Genomic DNA, 14,199 nt, shown 5'->3' on the forward strand with positions numbered 1-14,199 from the left:
CCGGCACTGGTGACGGCCGATGTGGTGTCGGCAACCCGACTACTTTCAGCACCTTCATCCGCACACTCGGTAACGATACGAGATCCCAACCGCACCGGCACGGGAACCACGACAACGCGAGCCGGCGCGGGCCCGGGGGCGCCGCGCCGGGTGCACAGGGCTCGCTACAGGTCGAACTCCGCCGGTGGGATGCCGACGGCGAAGCAGGCCTCGCGGACCGCCCTCTTCTCGTTGTCGTCGAAGTTGCCGTCGGCGCCGCCGATGATGATGCCGATCTGGATGACGGCGCGGGCGTGGTCTGGCTTCGACTTGAGTTTCGCGATCGTGGCGATCGCCTCGACCTTGCCGAACTCGAAGTCGCGGACCAGCCGGTCGGCGTAGAAGGCGAACTTCTGCCGCAGCTCGTCGGGCGGGAAGACCGCCAGGATGTCGTTGCTGGTGATGACGCCCTCGGTGCGCTGGCGCTCCGACGGGTCGATGCTGCCGTCGGCGGCGGCGATGAGCGCGCACATCGCCATGCTCGCGTTGGCGAACTCCTTGCTCTTGAACTGACCGGCCCGCGTCTTGAGCTGCCCGCTCATCTCCTGCGTCCGGCTCTTGAGCTGGTCGAAGAATCCCATGCTGCCATCCCCCATCGTTCGAAGCCCCCCGCCGGGAAGCCTACCCGCGCCGTCTGACAGAAAGCTGCGAGCGCGCTGCCCGCGACCGGCGGCCCGAGCAGGCGTTACCCCGTACCGGCGACGCTGCCGCAACCTGGGAACCTCTGCGGACAATTGCTGCTATTTCACCCACGTGTGAGGTTGACCGTCAAGATCAGAGTGCCGGGCATCTCGTCGCCTGATCGCCGGTACCGTCGAGGGTGTGGGGTGGCGGCTCGTGGGGGCGGGCGCGGCGACGCTGGCGGTCCTCGCCGGCGCCGCGGTCACGATCGCGGTCACGATCGCGGTCACGGCCCGGCACAGACCGGCCGGCGGACCGGCCGGCGGGCGGGACGGCCAGGACGCGCTGTGGCGGCGCATCCCCGATGCCTTCGCGGCGCCGCCGGAGGCCACCGTGAGCGCGGTCCTGCTGTACCCGTCGGCGGACGGCTGCTTCTCCGCCACCGGAATCGTCGACGCAGGGATCCGCCGGCACGTCGGGGTCTGGGTCGCCGCCGGGGCGTGCGACACCGTGCGGCTCGAGTGGCCCGTGGAAGTGCCGCCGACGAACCCGCAGATCACCCAGCGCGAAACGGTCGTGGCCGCGACCGACCCGAACGGCGACGGCACCTGGCTGACGGTCGTCGCCACCACCGCCGGCGATCGTGCCTGGGGCGAGCTGATCCACGGCGGCCCGTCCGGCGGGGTGTCGGGCCGGCTGCGCGAACCCCTCGACGACCGGGGCGACGTGCCGGTGGCCGTCGGCGCCATCCACGATCAATACGCGGTCGTCGGGCGGCACGGCGACGAGCCGACGGTGTACCTGTCGCCCAGCGGAAGCCATTGGTGGGACCGCCCGCTGCCTCTGCCCGGCACCGGCCCGGCGGAGCCGCTCGGCGTCGCGGGCGCGCCCGACGTGTTCCGCCCGGAGCGCTCCGCGTTCGACATCGGCCCGGGTGTCGTGGTCGGCCGGGCGGGCGGCGTCGCCGTCATCTGGTCCAGCGCCGACGGCGGCGTTACCTGGCAGGTGCGGGCGCACCCGGAGGCGGCCGAGCTGACCGGCGTCGTCCACGACGGCTCGGTGTTCGTCGCCACCGGCGCCGGCCCGGGCGGCGACGCCGTGGTCCTCACCTCCGCTGACGGCGTCACCTGGCAGCGGGATCCCCGCACGGTGCCGGCCGGCGCAAGGCCGTTCCGTTCGGTGTACGCGCTGCGCTCACCCGCTCGGCCGGCGTTCGACCTCGGCGGCCCGCCGGCGCCACCGCCGTCCGTCTACGCCGTCAGCGCGGACGGCGAGTGCGCCACGGTGTGGCGGCGCGAACCGGACGCCTGGGTGGCGGAGCCGCTCGGCTGCCACGGTGTGCCGGCCTCCCTCGCCCAGCTCGCCGACGGCCGCGTCGCCGCCGTCGGGGGCACCACGCTCTGGCTGCGCAAACCGTAGACGACAACGCTGCGTGGACCGGTAGACGACAACGCTGCGTGGGCCGGTAGACGGCAGACAGGATCAGGCGCCCTGGTCCAGGAGGGCGACGCGGCGGCGGCCCGCGGTCCGCCGGTAGCTCGCGTCCAGCAGCTCGGCGATCTCGGCCCAGTCGGTGTCGCCGTCCAGGTCCACGCCGATCCAGCCGGACGGGCCGAGGTACGCCGGAACGTAACTGCGCGCGTCCTCCAGCAGGGCCTCGCGCTCGGCCGGGTCGACCAGCACGAGCACCGAGCGCTCGTGCTGCCGGTAGGTGCCGTCGACCTTGACCGAGCCGCCGTAGTAGGCGAACACCTTCGTCGTGTAGAACGCCGGGTGCCCGTGGGAGATCTTCTCCGCGGCGTCGGGCAGGGCGAGCGCGAGCTCCCGCACCCGGCCCAGGATCGGGTCGGCGTCGTCGAACATGATGGGGTGGCCCATTGACCGACGATAACCGGGGCCGGCAGCGGACCCGGCGGCGGGTGTGACCCAGGACACATTAGAGTCGGTGTATGCGAGCGGTTTGGATCACCAGGGCCGGCGGCCCCGAGGTGCTCGAGGTGCGCACGACGCCCAACCCGTCGCCCGCCGCGGGCGAGATCCGCATCCGGGTGCACGCGGCCGGGCTGAACTTCGCCGAGGTGATGGCCCGGCAGGGGCTCTACCCCGACGCGCCGCGCCTGCCGTGCGTCGTCGGCTACGAGGTCGCGGGCGTGGTCGACGCGCACGGCCCAGGCGTCGACGGCCCGGCGATCGGCAGCCGGGTGCTGGCGCTCGTGCGCTTCGGCGGGCACGCCGAGCTGGTGTGCGCCCCCGTCGCGCAGGTCGTCGAGCTGCCCGACGCGCTGGGGTTCGAGGAGGCCGCCGCCATCCCGGTCAACTACCTCACGGCGTACCACATGCTCTTCCGCGTGGCGAACCTCCGCGCCGGCCACCGGATCCTCGTGCACATGGCGGCCGGCGGCGTGGGCCTCGCCGTGCTGCAGCTGTGCCGCACCGTGCCGGACGTGGTGACGTTCGGGACCGCGTCGGCCGGCAAGCACGAGGTGCTGCGCGAGTTCGGCTGCACGCATCCGATCGACTACCGCACCGAGGACTACGCCGCCCGGGTCCGTGCCCTCACCGGCGGGGACGGCGTCGACATCGTCCTCGACCCGCTCGGCGGCCGCGACTGGAAGCGCGGGATGCGGCTGCTGCGACCGGTCGGGCAGCTCATCGCGTACGGCTTCGCGAACGCCGCCTCCGGTGAGCGGCGCAGCATCCTGCGGCTCGCCCGGCAGGCGGTGGGCGTGCCGCTGCTGACCCCGCTCGGCCTGATGGACCAGAACCGCACGGTCAGCGGCGTGAACCTCGGCCATCTGTGGGGCCGCCCCGACCTGCTCCGCGAGGAGCTGTCGGCGCTCATGGACCTGTGGCACGCCGGCGTGGTGAAGCCGCGCATCGACGGCGTGTACCCCTTCAACCGCGCCGCCGACGCGCACCGCCGCCTCGGCGAGCGCCACAACATCGGCAAGGTGCTGCTGGTGCCCTCCGGCTGACCTACGTCGCCGCCCGCACCCACAGGTCCCGGTTGCCGGCGATGACGACCCGCCCGTCGCGCAGCGTCGCGACCGCCTGCGGCGGGGCGTCACCGCAGCCCAGCTCCCCGCGCTGCCACGCCCCGGCGCCGTCGCCGAGCCAGACGACGCCGCAGTAGTCGTTGCGCTCGTCCACCTTGTGCTGCCGGGAGTCGTCGATGACGCCGACGACCACCACGGTCCCGTCATGGCCGACGGTGACGTCGGAGACCCGTCCGGCTCCCATGCCGTCCACCGTGCCCCGTGTCCAGGTCAGCCCGTCGGCGCTGGTCAGCACGTACGTGGAGTCCTGCTGCCCGCCGCCCTCGATCCCGCCGAACGCCAGCCACCGGTCGCCGGCCTTCACCAGCCGGGTCAGCACGAGACTCGCCGGCAGTCCCTCCACTGTGGACACCTGCCAGGTCCGGCCGCCGTCGGTGGACCGCCACGCCCCCGGCTGGTCCCACCCGTAGCCGATCGCGACCAGGGTGTCGCCGTCGGCCGCGAGCACCGCGAGCAGCTGCCGCTCCGCCCGGCCCTGCCGCGGCGCCGCCGGCAGGTCGACCCGCCGCAGCGTCACGCCCCCGTCGTCGGAGACGAGGACCGCCGGCGGTTGCTCCTTCTTCGCGGTCAGGTCGGCGTTGACGACGATCCTGCCGCCCGCCGTCCTGACCATCCCCCTGACCAGGCTCCGCGACCCCTGCCCCTCGAACCCGGTGGTCGACAGGTCGAGCCTGGCCAGCTGCTGGGGTTCGCCGCCGCGGTACCGGTAGAGCCCGGAGCCCCCGGCGGCGAGGACGCTCCCCTCCGCCTCGACGACGAACCCGTCCCCGCCGACCCCGCCACCGGCCCACCCGCCGCCCTTCCCGGGCGGCCGGTCCCCACCGGCGTCGCTCCCGCCCGGCGCAGGGTCGATCGCCAGCCGGTCACACGCCTCGTTCCCAGTCCAGTTCGCCCCGACCGCCCGGAACCCGTTCTGGTACGTGCCGATCCCGAGCACGCACGCCCCGACCGGCAGCAGCCGCTGCAACCCCTGCCCCTGCGGGATCCAGTCGGACACCGCCGGCCACTCGACCGCCCCGCCGTGCCTGACGAACCCGAGCTCGGTCGCCGGCACCTTTCCGAGCCCCTTCCGCCCCTCGGTGTCGGCGCTCCACCCGCCGTCCCCGACCTGCTGCCCGCACCCGCCGACACTCAGCATCATCGCGACCACGACGACAGCACGAACCGCTCGGTACATCCCCGGATCCTCCCAGACCCCCGCGAATCCCACCGCCCGCACGGTCGGCCGGAGATAGGGAGTTTTCCTCTTCTGAGGGTCGGGCGGCGGCCGGAGACTCGCGGCATGGGTGACGAGGCGGTGCCGTGGGCGGCGGAGCTGAGTGAGCGGCTCTTCGTGACCCCGGGGCGGTGGGGGTGGCGCAGCGTCGACGTCGTGGAGAGCGAGCGGCACGACGGGCTCGTGCTGTCGGAGCGGCCGGAGTGGGTGGAGCCGCCGCGGCCGGACACCAGTGAGCTGCGGCGGGCGGTGGCGGTCGCGTTCTGGGCGCTGATCGGGCAGGTTCTCGCCGTGTTCGGCGGGCTGGTCGCGGCCGCCGTGCTGCTGCCGCGGGTGCGGCAGTGGCTGGTCGAGCAGGGGTTCGAGGGGGACGCCTACCAGGCCGTGCGGCTGTTCGCGGGGCTCGGCCTGCTCGTGCTGGCGTTCAAGGTGCTGCCCCGGATGGGCGCGTACTACGTGGCGCTGCGCAACCAGCGGGAGTTCGAGGCGCCGTTCCGCCGGGCGAGGAGGCAGGAGCGGCGGCGGTACGAGACGGCCGCCGCCGAGTGGAACGACGCGATCCGCCGGCGGGGCGAGCGGGTGCACGCGCGCAGGGACGGACCGGAGTGGATCCCCGTGCTGCCGGAGGCGCCGCCCAGCAGGCCGAGCTCGAGAAGATGCCCGCCATCGGCGCCACCCACGCGGACACCCTCAAGACGCTGGACGACGCCGCCCACTCCGCGGCCGCGGCGTACGCGGGCAACGTCGCCAGGAATCTCGGCGCCGACGAGCACGACGCCCAGAGCTACTCCAAGGGCGGCGCGAACGTGGGTGACGTCGCGAGCAGCCTCGCCATGACCAAGGGCAGCGGCGGGGCGTCGCTGCCCGGTCAGGAGTCTCCTCAGCAGATGGTCGACAAGGCTCAGTCCGCCACGGGTCGCTGACTGGAGCTCCAGTCGGCGGCGGTGTCGCGGACGTACGACTCGTAGGTGCGGGGCGGCCGGCCGAGCAGCTCCGCGGTCCTGGCGATGTCGCGGGCCGGGGCCGGCAGGTGGAACCTGGCGACGAAGCCGTACGAACGCCGGTAGTCCGCGAGCTTCGCCCCGCTCAGGTGCCGGGCGAGGACGTCCGGCCAGTCGGGCCGGTCGCCGTCATAGCGCACCGGACGGCCGAGCGCCTCGCTCCACACCCGCGCCGCCCGCGCGCCGCTGACGGACTCCGGGCCGGCGAGGGCGAACGCGCCGGCCGGGAACGCGTCGTCGGTCAGTGCCCGGGCCGCGACCTCGCCGACGTCGCGGAGGTCGACGCGGTTCACGCCGTTGCGGTGCGTCGGCAGCGGGTACCGGCCGTCGAGGATCTCGGCGCGGACCACCTCGTCGTTCTGGTAGTAGTTCGCGACACCCAGCACCGTCGGGCGCTGCCGGGCCGCGGCGACCCGGCGGGCGACCCGCAGCTTGCCGCGGTAGTGCGGCAGGAACGTGCTGACGAGCGCCTCCATGGACAGCCGCGCCAGCCGGCTGCGGGCGGTCAGGGCGACCCCGGCGAAGACGAGCCGGACGCCGAGGGCGTCGCACGCGGTGACGAACACGTCCGCCATCCGCTCCTCGTCGGGGTCGTGCGGGGAGACGTACAGCGCCGCCGTCGCACCCGTCAGCGCCGCCGTGACGGCCGCCGGGTCGCGCAGGTCGCCGACCGCGGGTTCGACGCCCGGCGGCAGCACGTCCGCGCGGCCGGCGGTGCGGACCAGCGCCCGCACCCCGGCGCCGCGGGCGAGCAGCGCCGCCACGACCTCCTTGCCGATGCTGCCGGTCGCGCCGGCCACGAGCACGGTCACGGCGGTCACACCAGCGCCGGCGCGGGAGCGGCGGCGGTGGTGGCCGACCGGGCGGACCGGATCGCGAGCAGGCCGAGGCCGGCGAGCATGACGCCGCGCAGCAGCTCGATCTGCAGGCCGGTCACCACCGGCAGGACGGGCAGCGGCACGAAGACGGCGACCGCGCCGGCGATCCCCGTCCAGCCGACCCAGCGGGGCAGGCCCTGGGCCCGGACCACGCCGATCGAGAAGACGAGCAGCCCGAGGACGAGGCCGATGCCGGCGACGATCTGTTCGGTCTCGAACGCCGGCGCGGCGATGACCGCGTCCTGCTCGGAGACCATGCCCGGGTGGTGCTCGGCCAGGTCCGACGCGGCGAACGTCATCAGCACCAGGTGCGGCACCGCGCTGAGCAGGTTGCCGAGGAAGTACAGCACGAAGCCGGCGAGGCCGAGCTTTCCGGCCCGCGGGGCGACCCACCCGTACACCCCGGGCAGGGCGAACAGCAGCAGCACCGTGCCGGCGAGCAACGCCGCCGAGCCGAGCGTGTGCGGCTGCAGGAGCGCCTCCGGGCTGTGGGCGTGCCCTTCCTCGATCGGGTGGAGCAGCCCGCCGATGATGCACAGCGGGCCTGCGGCGAAGGCGGCGGCGTCGCTGAGGCGGCGGAGGGTGAGCGGGTTCATTATGAGCTCCTACGAATGAGTTCCTGCTGGTGCCGAGCAGCGTCGCCGGTGCCGCTGGTGCGCCGCTGGTGCGCCGCCGCAACCGCGAACCAGGCGACGGCGACGAGCGGCATGGCGACGGCGTACCCGAGGCCCGTCTCGGTCGCGATCCAGTCGGTGGCGGAGCCGGTGGACGCGGTGGAGGCGTCGGCGAAGTGGTACATGACGGCGTTGAAGGCCGCGTGCGCGACGACGCCGGGCCACATGCCCCAGCGCAGCTGCATCGACGCCAGGACCGTCCCGAACGCGGTGGTCCCGATGGTGAACATGGCGATGGCGAACAGGGGTGCGACGCCCTCCGGGGTGCCGCCGAGGAAGAGCAGCAGCCACACGTGCGACAGGCTCCACAGGAAGCCGCTGACGAGGTACACGGTGCGCGGCCGGGCGACCTCGGCGAGGCGCGTGACGAGCAGCCCCCGCCAGCCGATGTCCTCGGCGAGCGCGAGCAGGACGTACGGCAGCACCAGCACGGTCCCGGCGAGGGCGGCGGTGCCCGCGTCGCCGGTGAACCGGCCGACGCCGGTGGCCCACACGGCGGCGTACGCGACGAGGACCGGCGCGACGCCGACCGCCCACGCGACGGCGAGGGTGCGCCACGACGTACGGCGGAAGCCCCAGCCCTTGAAGCCCCGGCGGGCGACGAACGCGGCGATCAGGGGGGTCAGGGCCGTGCCGTAGGTGGCGGCCTGGCCGAGGGCGGACGCCTCCTCGATCCGCCGCACGTCGACGCCTTCGGCGACGGCGACGGCGGTGGTGGCGAGGGCGAGCAGCAACTGAAGGACGACGAAGCGGGTCGCTTCGGACTTGGCAGTGGTCATGCCGTGAACGGTGGACCGCCGCGGTGGTGCGCCGCTGGTGCCTAACTGGTCAGCAGCCTCCGCGCCCGGTCCACGAACGGCTGGGCGCCGAGCGCCTCGGCCTGCTCCAGCGCGTTCGTCAGCAATTGCCTGTCGTGCAGCGCGGCGCCGAGGTACAGCTGGGCGGGGCCGAGGATCACGACGCCGGGCCACAGGACGACGATCTGCTGCCCGTACGAGCGTAGCGTCGGCACCAGGTGGGCGAGCCGCTCGTCGTCGCCGAGCGCGGCGAGCGCCGCGCTGAGCATGACGGCCCACGGGGTGCGGCGCTGGCCCTCGGGCGGGGCGGCGAGCAGCCGGTCGATGAGCGGCAGCGCGACGTCGCGGTGCCCGGCCTCGGCGTGCCCGAGCGCGACGACGAGCAGGAACGCCGGGTCGGTGCCGGCGGCGAGGTCCGCGGCGTTGCCGACCGCGTCCATCAGCCGGCCGGCGTGCCACGCGGCGATGCCTTCGACGGTCGAGTGGGACACGACGCTGAGCGCGGCCGCCGCCGGTGACGCCAGGGCCGCCGCCTCGCTCGCCTCCTCCGCCGTCGCGCGGGCCGCCTCGAGGTCGCCGCGCATGAGCTGCAGCCCCGCCCGCCACCACCGGTCGAGCAGCTCCAGGTCGGGGTCCTGGGCGCGCTCCGCGATCGCCGTGAACCGGCGGGCCGCCCGTTCCGACTCCGCGAGCCGCCCCAGCTCCAGCAGCACGCACCGATGCAGATGTAATGCGGTGGCTTCGAGGCCGGCGTCGTGGGCACTCATCGCGAGCAGCTCCTCGACCTGTCCGAGCCGCTGCTGCGCGGTGTCCGGGGTCCAGGCCGCCTGGATCGACGCGACGAGCGCGCGGGCCCAGGCATCGCGGTCGTCGCCGGCCTCCGCCAGGGCGCGGGCGGCCAGGTCGGCGGCGCCGGGCCGGTCGGTGCCGGCCCGCTGGGTCGCCTCCGCGGCGACCAGCCGCGCCCGCAGCGGCGCCGGCACCGCGTCGAGCTGGGTCAGCGCCTCCCGCAGCAGCACGCTCGGCCCGAGCATCATGCCGAACATCGCCCAGTAGCCACCGATCCCGCCGGGCGCGGACTCCAGCGTCGCCTCGGCGAACCGCACCCAGTCGCCCTGGCGGCGCGCGATGTCCGCCTCCTGGCGCAGCTCGGCCTCGCTGGCCTCGAGGCGCCCGGCGCGGCGCGCGGCGACCCCGGCGACGCGGTGCAGGTCGGCCCGCACGCCGTCGTCGGTCGCCTGTTCCAGTCCCCGGGCGGCCCAGGTGGCGGCGTCGTCGAGGGCGGCCCGGGCGAGTGCCTCCCGGGCGGCGTCGAGGGCGGCCCCGGCGGCCCGATCGTCGTGCGCGGCCAGCCGGTGCTCCGCGACGGCGCTCTTCTCGCTGAGCGCGTCGGCAAGTCGGGTGTGCAGGGCGATGCGCTGGACCGGCCCGATGTCGGCGGCCACGGCCTCGCGGACGATGTCGTGGCCGACGCGGAGCCGTCCGGGGCCCGGCTCGTCGATGAGGCCGGCGCGCAGGGCGGCCGCGAGGGCCTGCTCGATCGCCTCCGGGCTGCGTCCGGCGGCCGCGGCGGCGACGGTGACCCGCAGGTCCCGGCCGGCGAGCGCGAGGGCCGCCATCAGGTCCGCGCCGCCGGCGGGCAGCGCCGCGACCCTGGCCCGCACGGTGTCCCGAACGTCGCCGGGCAGTTCGGCGTCCGCGCCGAGCGCCGCGAGCGACCCCAGGAAGTAGGGGTTGCCGCCGGTACGGGCGGCGAGCGCGGCCACCTGCCCCGGCGCGAACGGGTGGCCGGCGAGCAGCTCCGTCGTCTCGTCGCCGGTCAGGCCGGCGAGCCGGAGGTCGAGGTGCCCCCGGCGGCGGGCCATGCCGGCGAGGACCCTGCCGAGCTCCTCCGGTGCCCGCGGCGGGTCGTCCCGGGCGGTGAGGACCAGCAGCAGCCGGGCGTCGCCGAGCGCGTCGAGCGCGATCTCCAGCACGACGAGCGAGTCGGGGTCGGCCCAGTGCGCGTCGTCGAGCACGACGACGGCCGGGTCGCCGGTCCCTTCCCGCCGCCCGCCGGCCGGGTTCGCGGCCAGCTCGCGCAGCCTGCCGGCGAGGTCGAGCCCGAACGCGAACCGTCCGGCCTCCATCGCCGCGTCGACCGCCGGCAGCCCGCCGAGGACCTGCGCCCACGGCCAGTACGCGGGGGCGCCGGGCGCGGCCGGGCAGCGACCCCACTTCGCCTGCTCGAATGCCTCCTCGACCAGCCGGGTCTTGCCGATGCCGGCCTCCCCGCGGACCACGACCGTCGTCGTGTGCCCGGCCCGTGCCCGCTCCCCCGCCTGCCTGAGCGCGGCGAGCTCCTGCCGCCGGCCGGCGAACAGCTCCCTGGACTTCTGCCGATGCGCCGGCTTCTGCACGGACAGGTCCGGGTCCTGGTTGAGCAGGCGCTTCTCCAGCGCCGTGATCTCGGGCCCGGGGTCGATGCCCAGCTCCTGGACGAGTCGCTCCCGCAGCTCCCGGAGCACCGCCAGGGCGTCCGCCTGCCGGCCGCTGCGGTACAGGGCGGTCGCCAGCAGCGCCGGGCCGCGCTCCCGCATCGGGTGCTCGCCGACCAGCCGCCGCAGGTCCGGCACCACCTCCGCGTCGCGCCCGGCCGCGAGCAGCGCCTGGGCGTGCGCCTCCCGCGCCACGACCCGCAGCTCCTCGACGCGGTGCACCTCGGGCAGCACGGCCTCGACGTCGCGCACCTCCGCGTACGCCTCGCCCCGCCACCACGCGAGCGCGTCGCCCAGCAGCTCGGCCGCCTGGTCCGGCGCCGTGTCGAGCAGCTCCCGCGCCGCCTTCAGGTCGGCATCGAACCGCGCGGCGTCGGTCGGCAGGTCCAGCCGGTACCCGTCGCCGACCGTCACGATCGACGTCGCTCTGGCCTCCCGCGCGGGCTCCAGCAGCCGCCGCAGCCGCGAGATGTACCCCTGCAGCGTGGTGGCCGCGGACGGCGGCGGATCCCCCCGCCACACCAGGTCCGCGAGCGCCTCGGCGCTCACGTGCCGCCCCCGGTGCGCCGCCAGCAGCGCCAGCACCTCGGCATGCCGCCGGGCGCCGAGCGCGATCTCCCGCCCGCCCTCCCCGACCACCGCCGTAGGCCCCAGCACCCGCACCACCTACATGCCGCGTACGCTACGCGCCGCGACCCCCGCGACAACGCCCGAAACCCGACACCAGACCGTGTTACGGTGCTGGTCGATCGGGGGGCGGGATCCAGATGAGTGAGCGCGGGGCACGGGTCCGCGAGGTGCGCCGCCGCCTCGCCCAGGACGGCCCGCCGTGGACACGGGGCCACGAGCTGGACTTCGAGACGGTCACGATGCCGGAGCGGGACTGCGACCTGCTCCGCGACCTGCTGATCGCCGAGGGCGTCGGGACGGTCGTCGAGGTCGGGCTCGCCTACGCCAGCTCAGCCCTCGCGGTCGGCGAGGCGCTGGTCACGGTCGACCGGCCGCACCCCCGGCACGTCATCGTCGATCCCTACCAGGACCAGGCGTACTCCGATGTCGGCTGGGACCTGCTGCGCGCCGCGGGCCTGGACTCCGTCGCCACGCTCATGCGCTCGCCGTCCTCCGTCGCGCTGCCGGAGCTCGTCTCCGGGGGGTTCACCGCCGACGCGGCGTTCGTGGACGGCAGCCACCGCTTCCACGAGGTCTTCGTGGACCTCTACTTCCTGCGCAAGCTCGTCCGGCCGGGCGGGTTGGTCGTCATGGACGACGACTGGACGCCGTCGGTGCGCACCGCGGTCCGCTACTACGAGCGCAACCTGGGCTGGACGGCGGTTCCCGGTGCCTTCGCCGCCGGCACCCTGCGGCACGTCGCCGACGACCCCGCGGCCGAGGCGGTGCCCCGCTGCCGCGCTCTCCGGCTGCCCGACGCCCTGGTCGAGCCGCCCTTCACCGAGTTCCACCCGTTCTGACCGGTTCCACCGGCGCGGGACCGGATCGCCGTCACCGAGCGCCGCGCGGACACGACCCCGGAGCGGCTGCCCGACCGGGAGGCCGCGCAGCGCTGGCTCGGCCGCGAACACCGGGTGCTGATCAACGCGGTGACCCAGGCCGCCGCCGCGGGGTTCGACACCCGACCGTCTGGTGTGACGAGCCGGCAAGCCGCAGGTCGCGCAGAAGCCCCGGCAACCGTTCATCAGGCGTTTCCGGCACCGCCGGCTCCCGGGCGGGTGCGACGCGAGTGGGTGGTGTAACGCGAGGGGCCGGTGTGGCGCTCTTTCCGGCGTGCGGCGCTACCGCGTCGCGTCGTCAACCGGAAATTCCTGACGGAGGGAACACGGTGAGACATTCTCGTCGAACTACGCTGGCAGTCGTGTCGGCGCTGGTTGCCGGGGCCGGGGCTGTGGCCACCACCTCGGCACCGGCGTGGGCGGCCGGGTCGGAGAGCACGTTCCTGGTGCTGGCGCCGCAGGGGCAGTCGACCGCCAAGGCGGTGAGCCGGGTCGCCGCGGCCGGCGGCACGGTCGTGGCGCGCTACGACCAGATCGGCGTGCTCGTGGCCCGCACGACCAACCCGGCGTTCCAGTCGGCGGTCGCCGGTGCCGGCGTCGACTCGGTCGCCTCCACCGGAGGGCTCGCCACCGCGCTGGACGACGACGAGACGGTGGCCGTCGTCGACTCCGCGACCGTGCAGGCGACCGGCGACCCGACGGGCGAGCCGCTGTGGGGCCAGCAGTGGGACATGACGCAGATCGACGTCCCGCAGGCGCACAAGGTCACCACCGGCAGCCCTGACGTCGTCGTCGGTGTGCTCGACAGCGGCATCTCGAGCACGCACCCGGACCTCGTCACGCAGATCGCCAAGGACAAGAGCGCGTCCTGCATCGGCGGCGTCGTCGACACGACCGAGGCCGCCTGGAACCCGACCACGTCGGACCACGGCACGCACGTCGCCGGCACCATCGCCGCGGCCATCAACGGCGTCGGCGTGGCGGGTGTCGCGCCCGGCGTGAAGGTCGCCTCCGTGAAGGTCGTCAACGACGACGGGTTCATCTACCCGGAGGCCGCCGTGTGCGGGTTCATCTGGGCCGCCGAGCACGGCATGCGGGTCACCAACAACAGCTACTTCATCGACCCGTGGGAGTTCAACTGCCGCAACGACGAGCGGCAGCGGCCGGTCTGGACCGCCGTCCAGCGCGCGCTGCGGTACTCGCAGAGCAAGGGTGTGCTCAACGTCGCGTCGGCCGGTAACTCCAACGTCGACCTGCAGCACAAGTTCGTCGACAGCGGCAGCCCGAACGACGGCAGCTTCCCGGTCGAGGACCGCACCATCACCGGCGCCTGCGTCGACCTGCCCGCCGAGGCACCGGGCGTGCTCACCGTCTCCGCGGTCGGCCCGACCAAGCAGAAGAGCTACTACTCCTCCTACGGCCAGGGCGTCGTCGACGTGACCGCGCCCGGCGGCGACACGCGCTTCCGCACCGGCGGCAGCCCGTCGACGATCACCGACGGGGTGCTGTCGACGACCTTCAACACGGTGACGAAGACCAACGGCTGGGGCTACAAGCAGGGCACCTCGATGGCCGGCCCGCACGCCGCGGGCGTCGCGGCGCTCGCGCTGTCGGCCCACCCGGGCCTCACGCCCGGCGCCCTGGCCTCGTACCTGGAGCGCACCGCCGTCAGCCTGCCGTGCCCCAGCGGCATCTACAACCCGGTCCCGAAGCTGGTCGGCTTCGAGGCCACCTGCTCCGGCGGGAACCGTAACGGGTTCTACGGCGCCGGCGAGATCAACGCCTACAACGTCGTGCAGTAGCTCCACCCTGCCCCGTCCGGCAGCCGTCACCGTCCCGGTGGCGGCTGCCGCTTTTCGCCCCCGAACGACACAGCGTCGCATCGGCGACAGAACGCGTGTCAACAGGCGGAGGGCAGTGTTGCGTCTGGAC

At 74.7% G+C, this 14,199-nt stretch carries 12 protein-coding genes; 5 read left to right on the forward strand and 7 right to left on the reverse strand.

Annotated features, from left to right (window positions below; translation table 11 throughout):
• Positions 1 to 164: 164 nt before the first annotated feature.
• Positions 165 to 620, reverse strand: coding sequence for a TerB family tellurite resistance protein (locus AB0J72_RS12385; protein WP_344499798.1), 456 nt, complete (start codon positions 618 to 620; stop codon positions 165 to 167).
• Positions 621 to 861: 241 nt separating this feature from the next.
• Here AB0J72_RS12385 and AB0J72_RS12390 point away from each other — a divergent pair, with 241 nt between their 5' ends.
• Positions 862 to 2,079: a hypothetical protein gene (locus tag AB0J72_RS12390; RefSeq protein WP_363397926.1), complete on the forward strand. Its 1,218-nt coding sequence runs from the start codon at positions 862 to 864 to the stop codon at positions 2,077 to 2,079.
• Between the two features lie 63 nt (positions 2,080 to 2,142).
• Here AB0J72_RS12390 and AB0J72_RS12395 read toward each other — a convergent pair whose 3' ends face one another.
• The gene (locus AB0J72_RS12395; RefSeq protein ID WP_363397928.1) at positions 2,143 to 2,538 is read right to left on the reverse strand and encodes an MmcQ/YjbR family DNA-binding protein; all 396 of its coding nucleotides are present in this window, start codon (positions 2,536 to 2,538) and stop codon (positions 2,143 to 2,145) included.
• A 71-nt stretch (positions 2,539 to 2,609) separates the two neighbouring features.
• Here AB0J72_RS12395 and AB0J72_RS12400 point away from each other — a divergent pair, with 71 nt between their 5' ends.
• Positions 2,610 to 3,635 carry a medium chain dehydrogenase/reductase family protein gene (locus AB0J72_RS12400; protein ID WP_363397930.1) on the forward strand — a complete coding sequence of 342 codons (1,026 nt, stop codon included), beginning with the start codon at positions 2,610 to 2,612 and terminating at the stop codon, positions 3,633 to 3,635.
• Position 3,636: 1 nt separating this feature from the next.
• Here the strand turns inward: AB0J72_RS12400 and AB0J72_RS12405 are convergent, their stop codons facing one another.
• The gene (locus AB0J72_RS12405) at positions 3,637 to 4,893 is read right to left on the reverse strand and encodes a hypothetical protein (RefSeq protein ID WP_363397932.1); all 1,257 of its coding nucleotides are present in this window, start codon (positions 4,891 to 4,893) and stop codon (positions 3,637 to 3,639) included.
• A 105-nt stretch (positions 4,894 to 4,998) separates the two neighbouring features.
• On the opposite strand from AB0J72_RS12405, the gene AB0J72_RS12410 reads away from it, so the two are divergent.
• On the forward strand, positions 4,999 to 5,769 hold the full coding sequence (locus AB0J72_RS12410; protein WP_363397934.1) for a hypothetical protein: 771 nt from the start codon (positions 4,999 to 5,001) through the stop codon (positions 5,767 to 5,769).
• A 64-nt stretch (positions 5,770 to 5,833) separates the two neighbouring features.
• On the opposite strand, the gene AB0J72_RS12415 is transcribed toward AB0J72_RS12410, so the two are convergent.
• From AB0J72_RS12415 to AB0J72_RS12430, 4 genes are read right to left on the reverse strand one after another with little or no spacing between them, the layout of a single operon-like run.
• On the reverse strand, positions 5,834 to 6,745 hold the full coding sequence (locus AB0J72_RS12415; protein WP_363397936.1) for an NAD(P)H-binding protein: 912 nt from the start codon (positions 6,743 to 6,745) through the stop codon (positions 5,834 to 5,836).
• Positions 6,746 to 6,750: 5 nt separating this feature from the next.
• Positions 6,751 to 7,407, reverse strand: a complete 657-nt coding sequence (locus AB0J72_RS12420) for a hypothetical protein (RefSeq protein ID WP_363397938.1) — start codon at positions 7,405 to 7,407, stop codon at positions 6,751 to 6,753.
• Positions 7,407 to 8,264, reverse strand: coding sequence for a CPBP family intramembrane glutamic endopeptidase (locus tag AB0J72_RS12425; protein WP_363397940.1), 858 nt, complete (start codon positions 8,262 to 8,264; stop codon positions 7,407 to 7,409). Before AB0J72_RS12425 ends, AB0J72_RS12420 begins: the two co-directional genes overlap by 1 nt.
• A 41-nt stretch (positions 8,265 to 8,305) precedes the next feature.
• Positions 8,306 to 11,416, reverse strand: a complete 3,111-nt coding sequence (locus AB0J72_RS12430; RefSeq protein WP_363397942.1) for a BTAD domain-containing putative transcriptional regulator — start codon at positions 11,414 to 11,416, stop codon at positions 8,306 to 8,308.
• A 110-nt stretch (positions 11,417 to 11,526) separates the two neighbouring features.
• On the opposite strand from AB0J72_RS12430, the gene AB0J72_RS12435 reads away from it, so the two are divergent.
• Both AB0J72_RS12435 and AB0J72_RS12440 read left to right on the forward strand, forming a co-directional pair.
• On the forward strand, positions 11,527 to 12,228 hold the full coding sequence (locus AB0J72_RS12435; protein ID WP_363397944.1) for a class I SAM-dependent methyltransferase: 702 nt from the start codon (positions 11,527 to 11,529) through the stop codon (positions 12,226 to 12,228).
• 401 nt (positions 12,229 to 12,629) lie between these two features.
• A complete protein-coding gene (locus AB0J72_RS12440) occupies positions 12,630 to 14,069 on the forward strand; it encodes a S8 family serine peptidase (RefSeq protein WP_363397946.1) in 1,440 nt (479 codons plus the stop codon).
• The last annotated feature ends 130 nt before the right edge of the window (positions 14,070 to 14,199 follow it).

It is taken from the genome of Dactylosporangium sp. NPDC049742, from assembly GCF_040674675.1.
Taxonomy (GTDB): domain Bacteria; phylum Actinomycetota; class Actinomycetes; order Mycobacteriales; family Micromonosporaceae; genus Dactylosporangium; species Dactylosporangium maewongense.

Coding starts and splice junctions, on each gene's coding strand:
- AB0J72_RS12385 (WP_344499798.1), bottom strand. CDS start 620: ATGGGATTCTTCGACCAGCTCAAGAGCCGGACGCAGGAGATGAGCGGG.
- AB0J72_RS12395 (WP_363397928.1), bottom strand. CDS start 2,538: ATGGGCCACCCCATCATGTTCGACGACGCCGACCCGATCCTGGGCCGG.
- AB0J72_RS12400 (WP_363397930.1), top strand. CDS start 2,610: ATGCGAGCGGTTTGGATCACCAGGGCCGGCGGCCCCGAGGTGCTCGAG.
- AB0J72_RS12405 (WP_363397932.1), bottom strand. CDS start 4,893: ATGTACCGAGCGGTTCGTGCTGTCGTCGTGGTCGCGATGATGCTGAGT.
- AB0J72_RS12410 (WP_363397934.1), top strand. CDS start 4,999: ATGGGTGACGAGGCGGTGCCGTGGGCGGCGGAGCTGAGTGAGCGGCTC.
- AB0J72_RS12420 (WP_363397938.1), bottom strand. CDS start 7,407: ATGAACCCGCTCACCCTCCGCCGCCTCAGCGACGCCGCCGCCTTCGCC.
- AB0J72_RS12425 (WP_363397940.1), bottom strand. CDS start 8,264: ATGACCACTGCCAAGTCCGAAGCGACCCGCTTCGTCGTCCTTCAGTTG.
- AB0J72_RS12435 (WP_363397944.1), top strand. CDS start 11,527: ATGAGTGAGCGCGGGGCACGGGTCCGCGAGGTGCGCCGCCGCCTCGCC.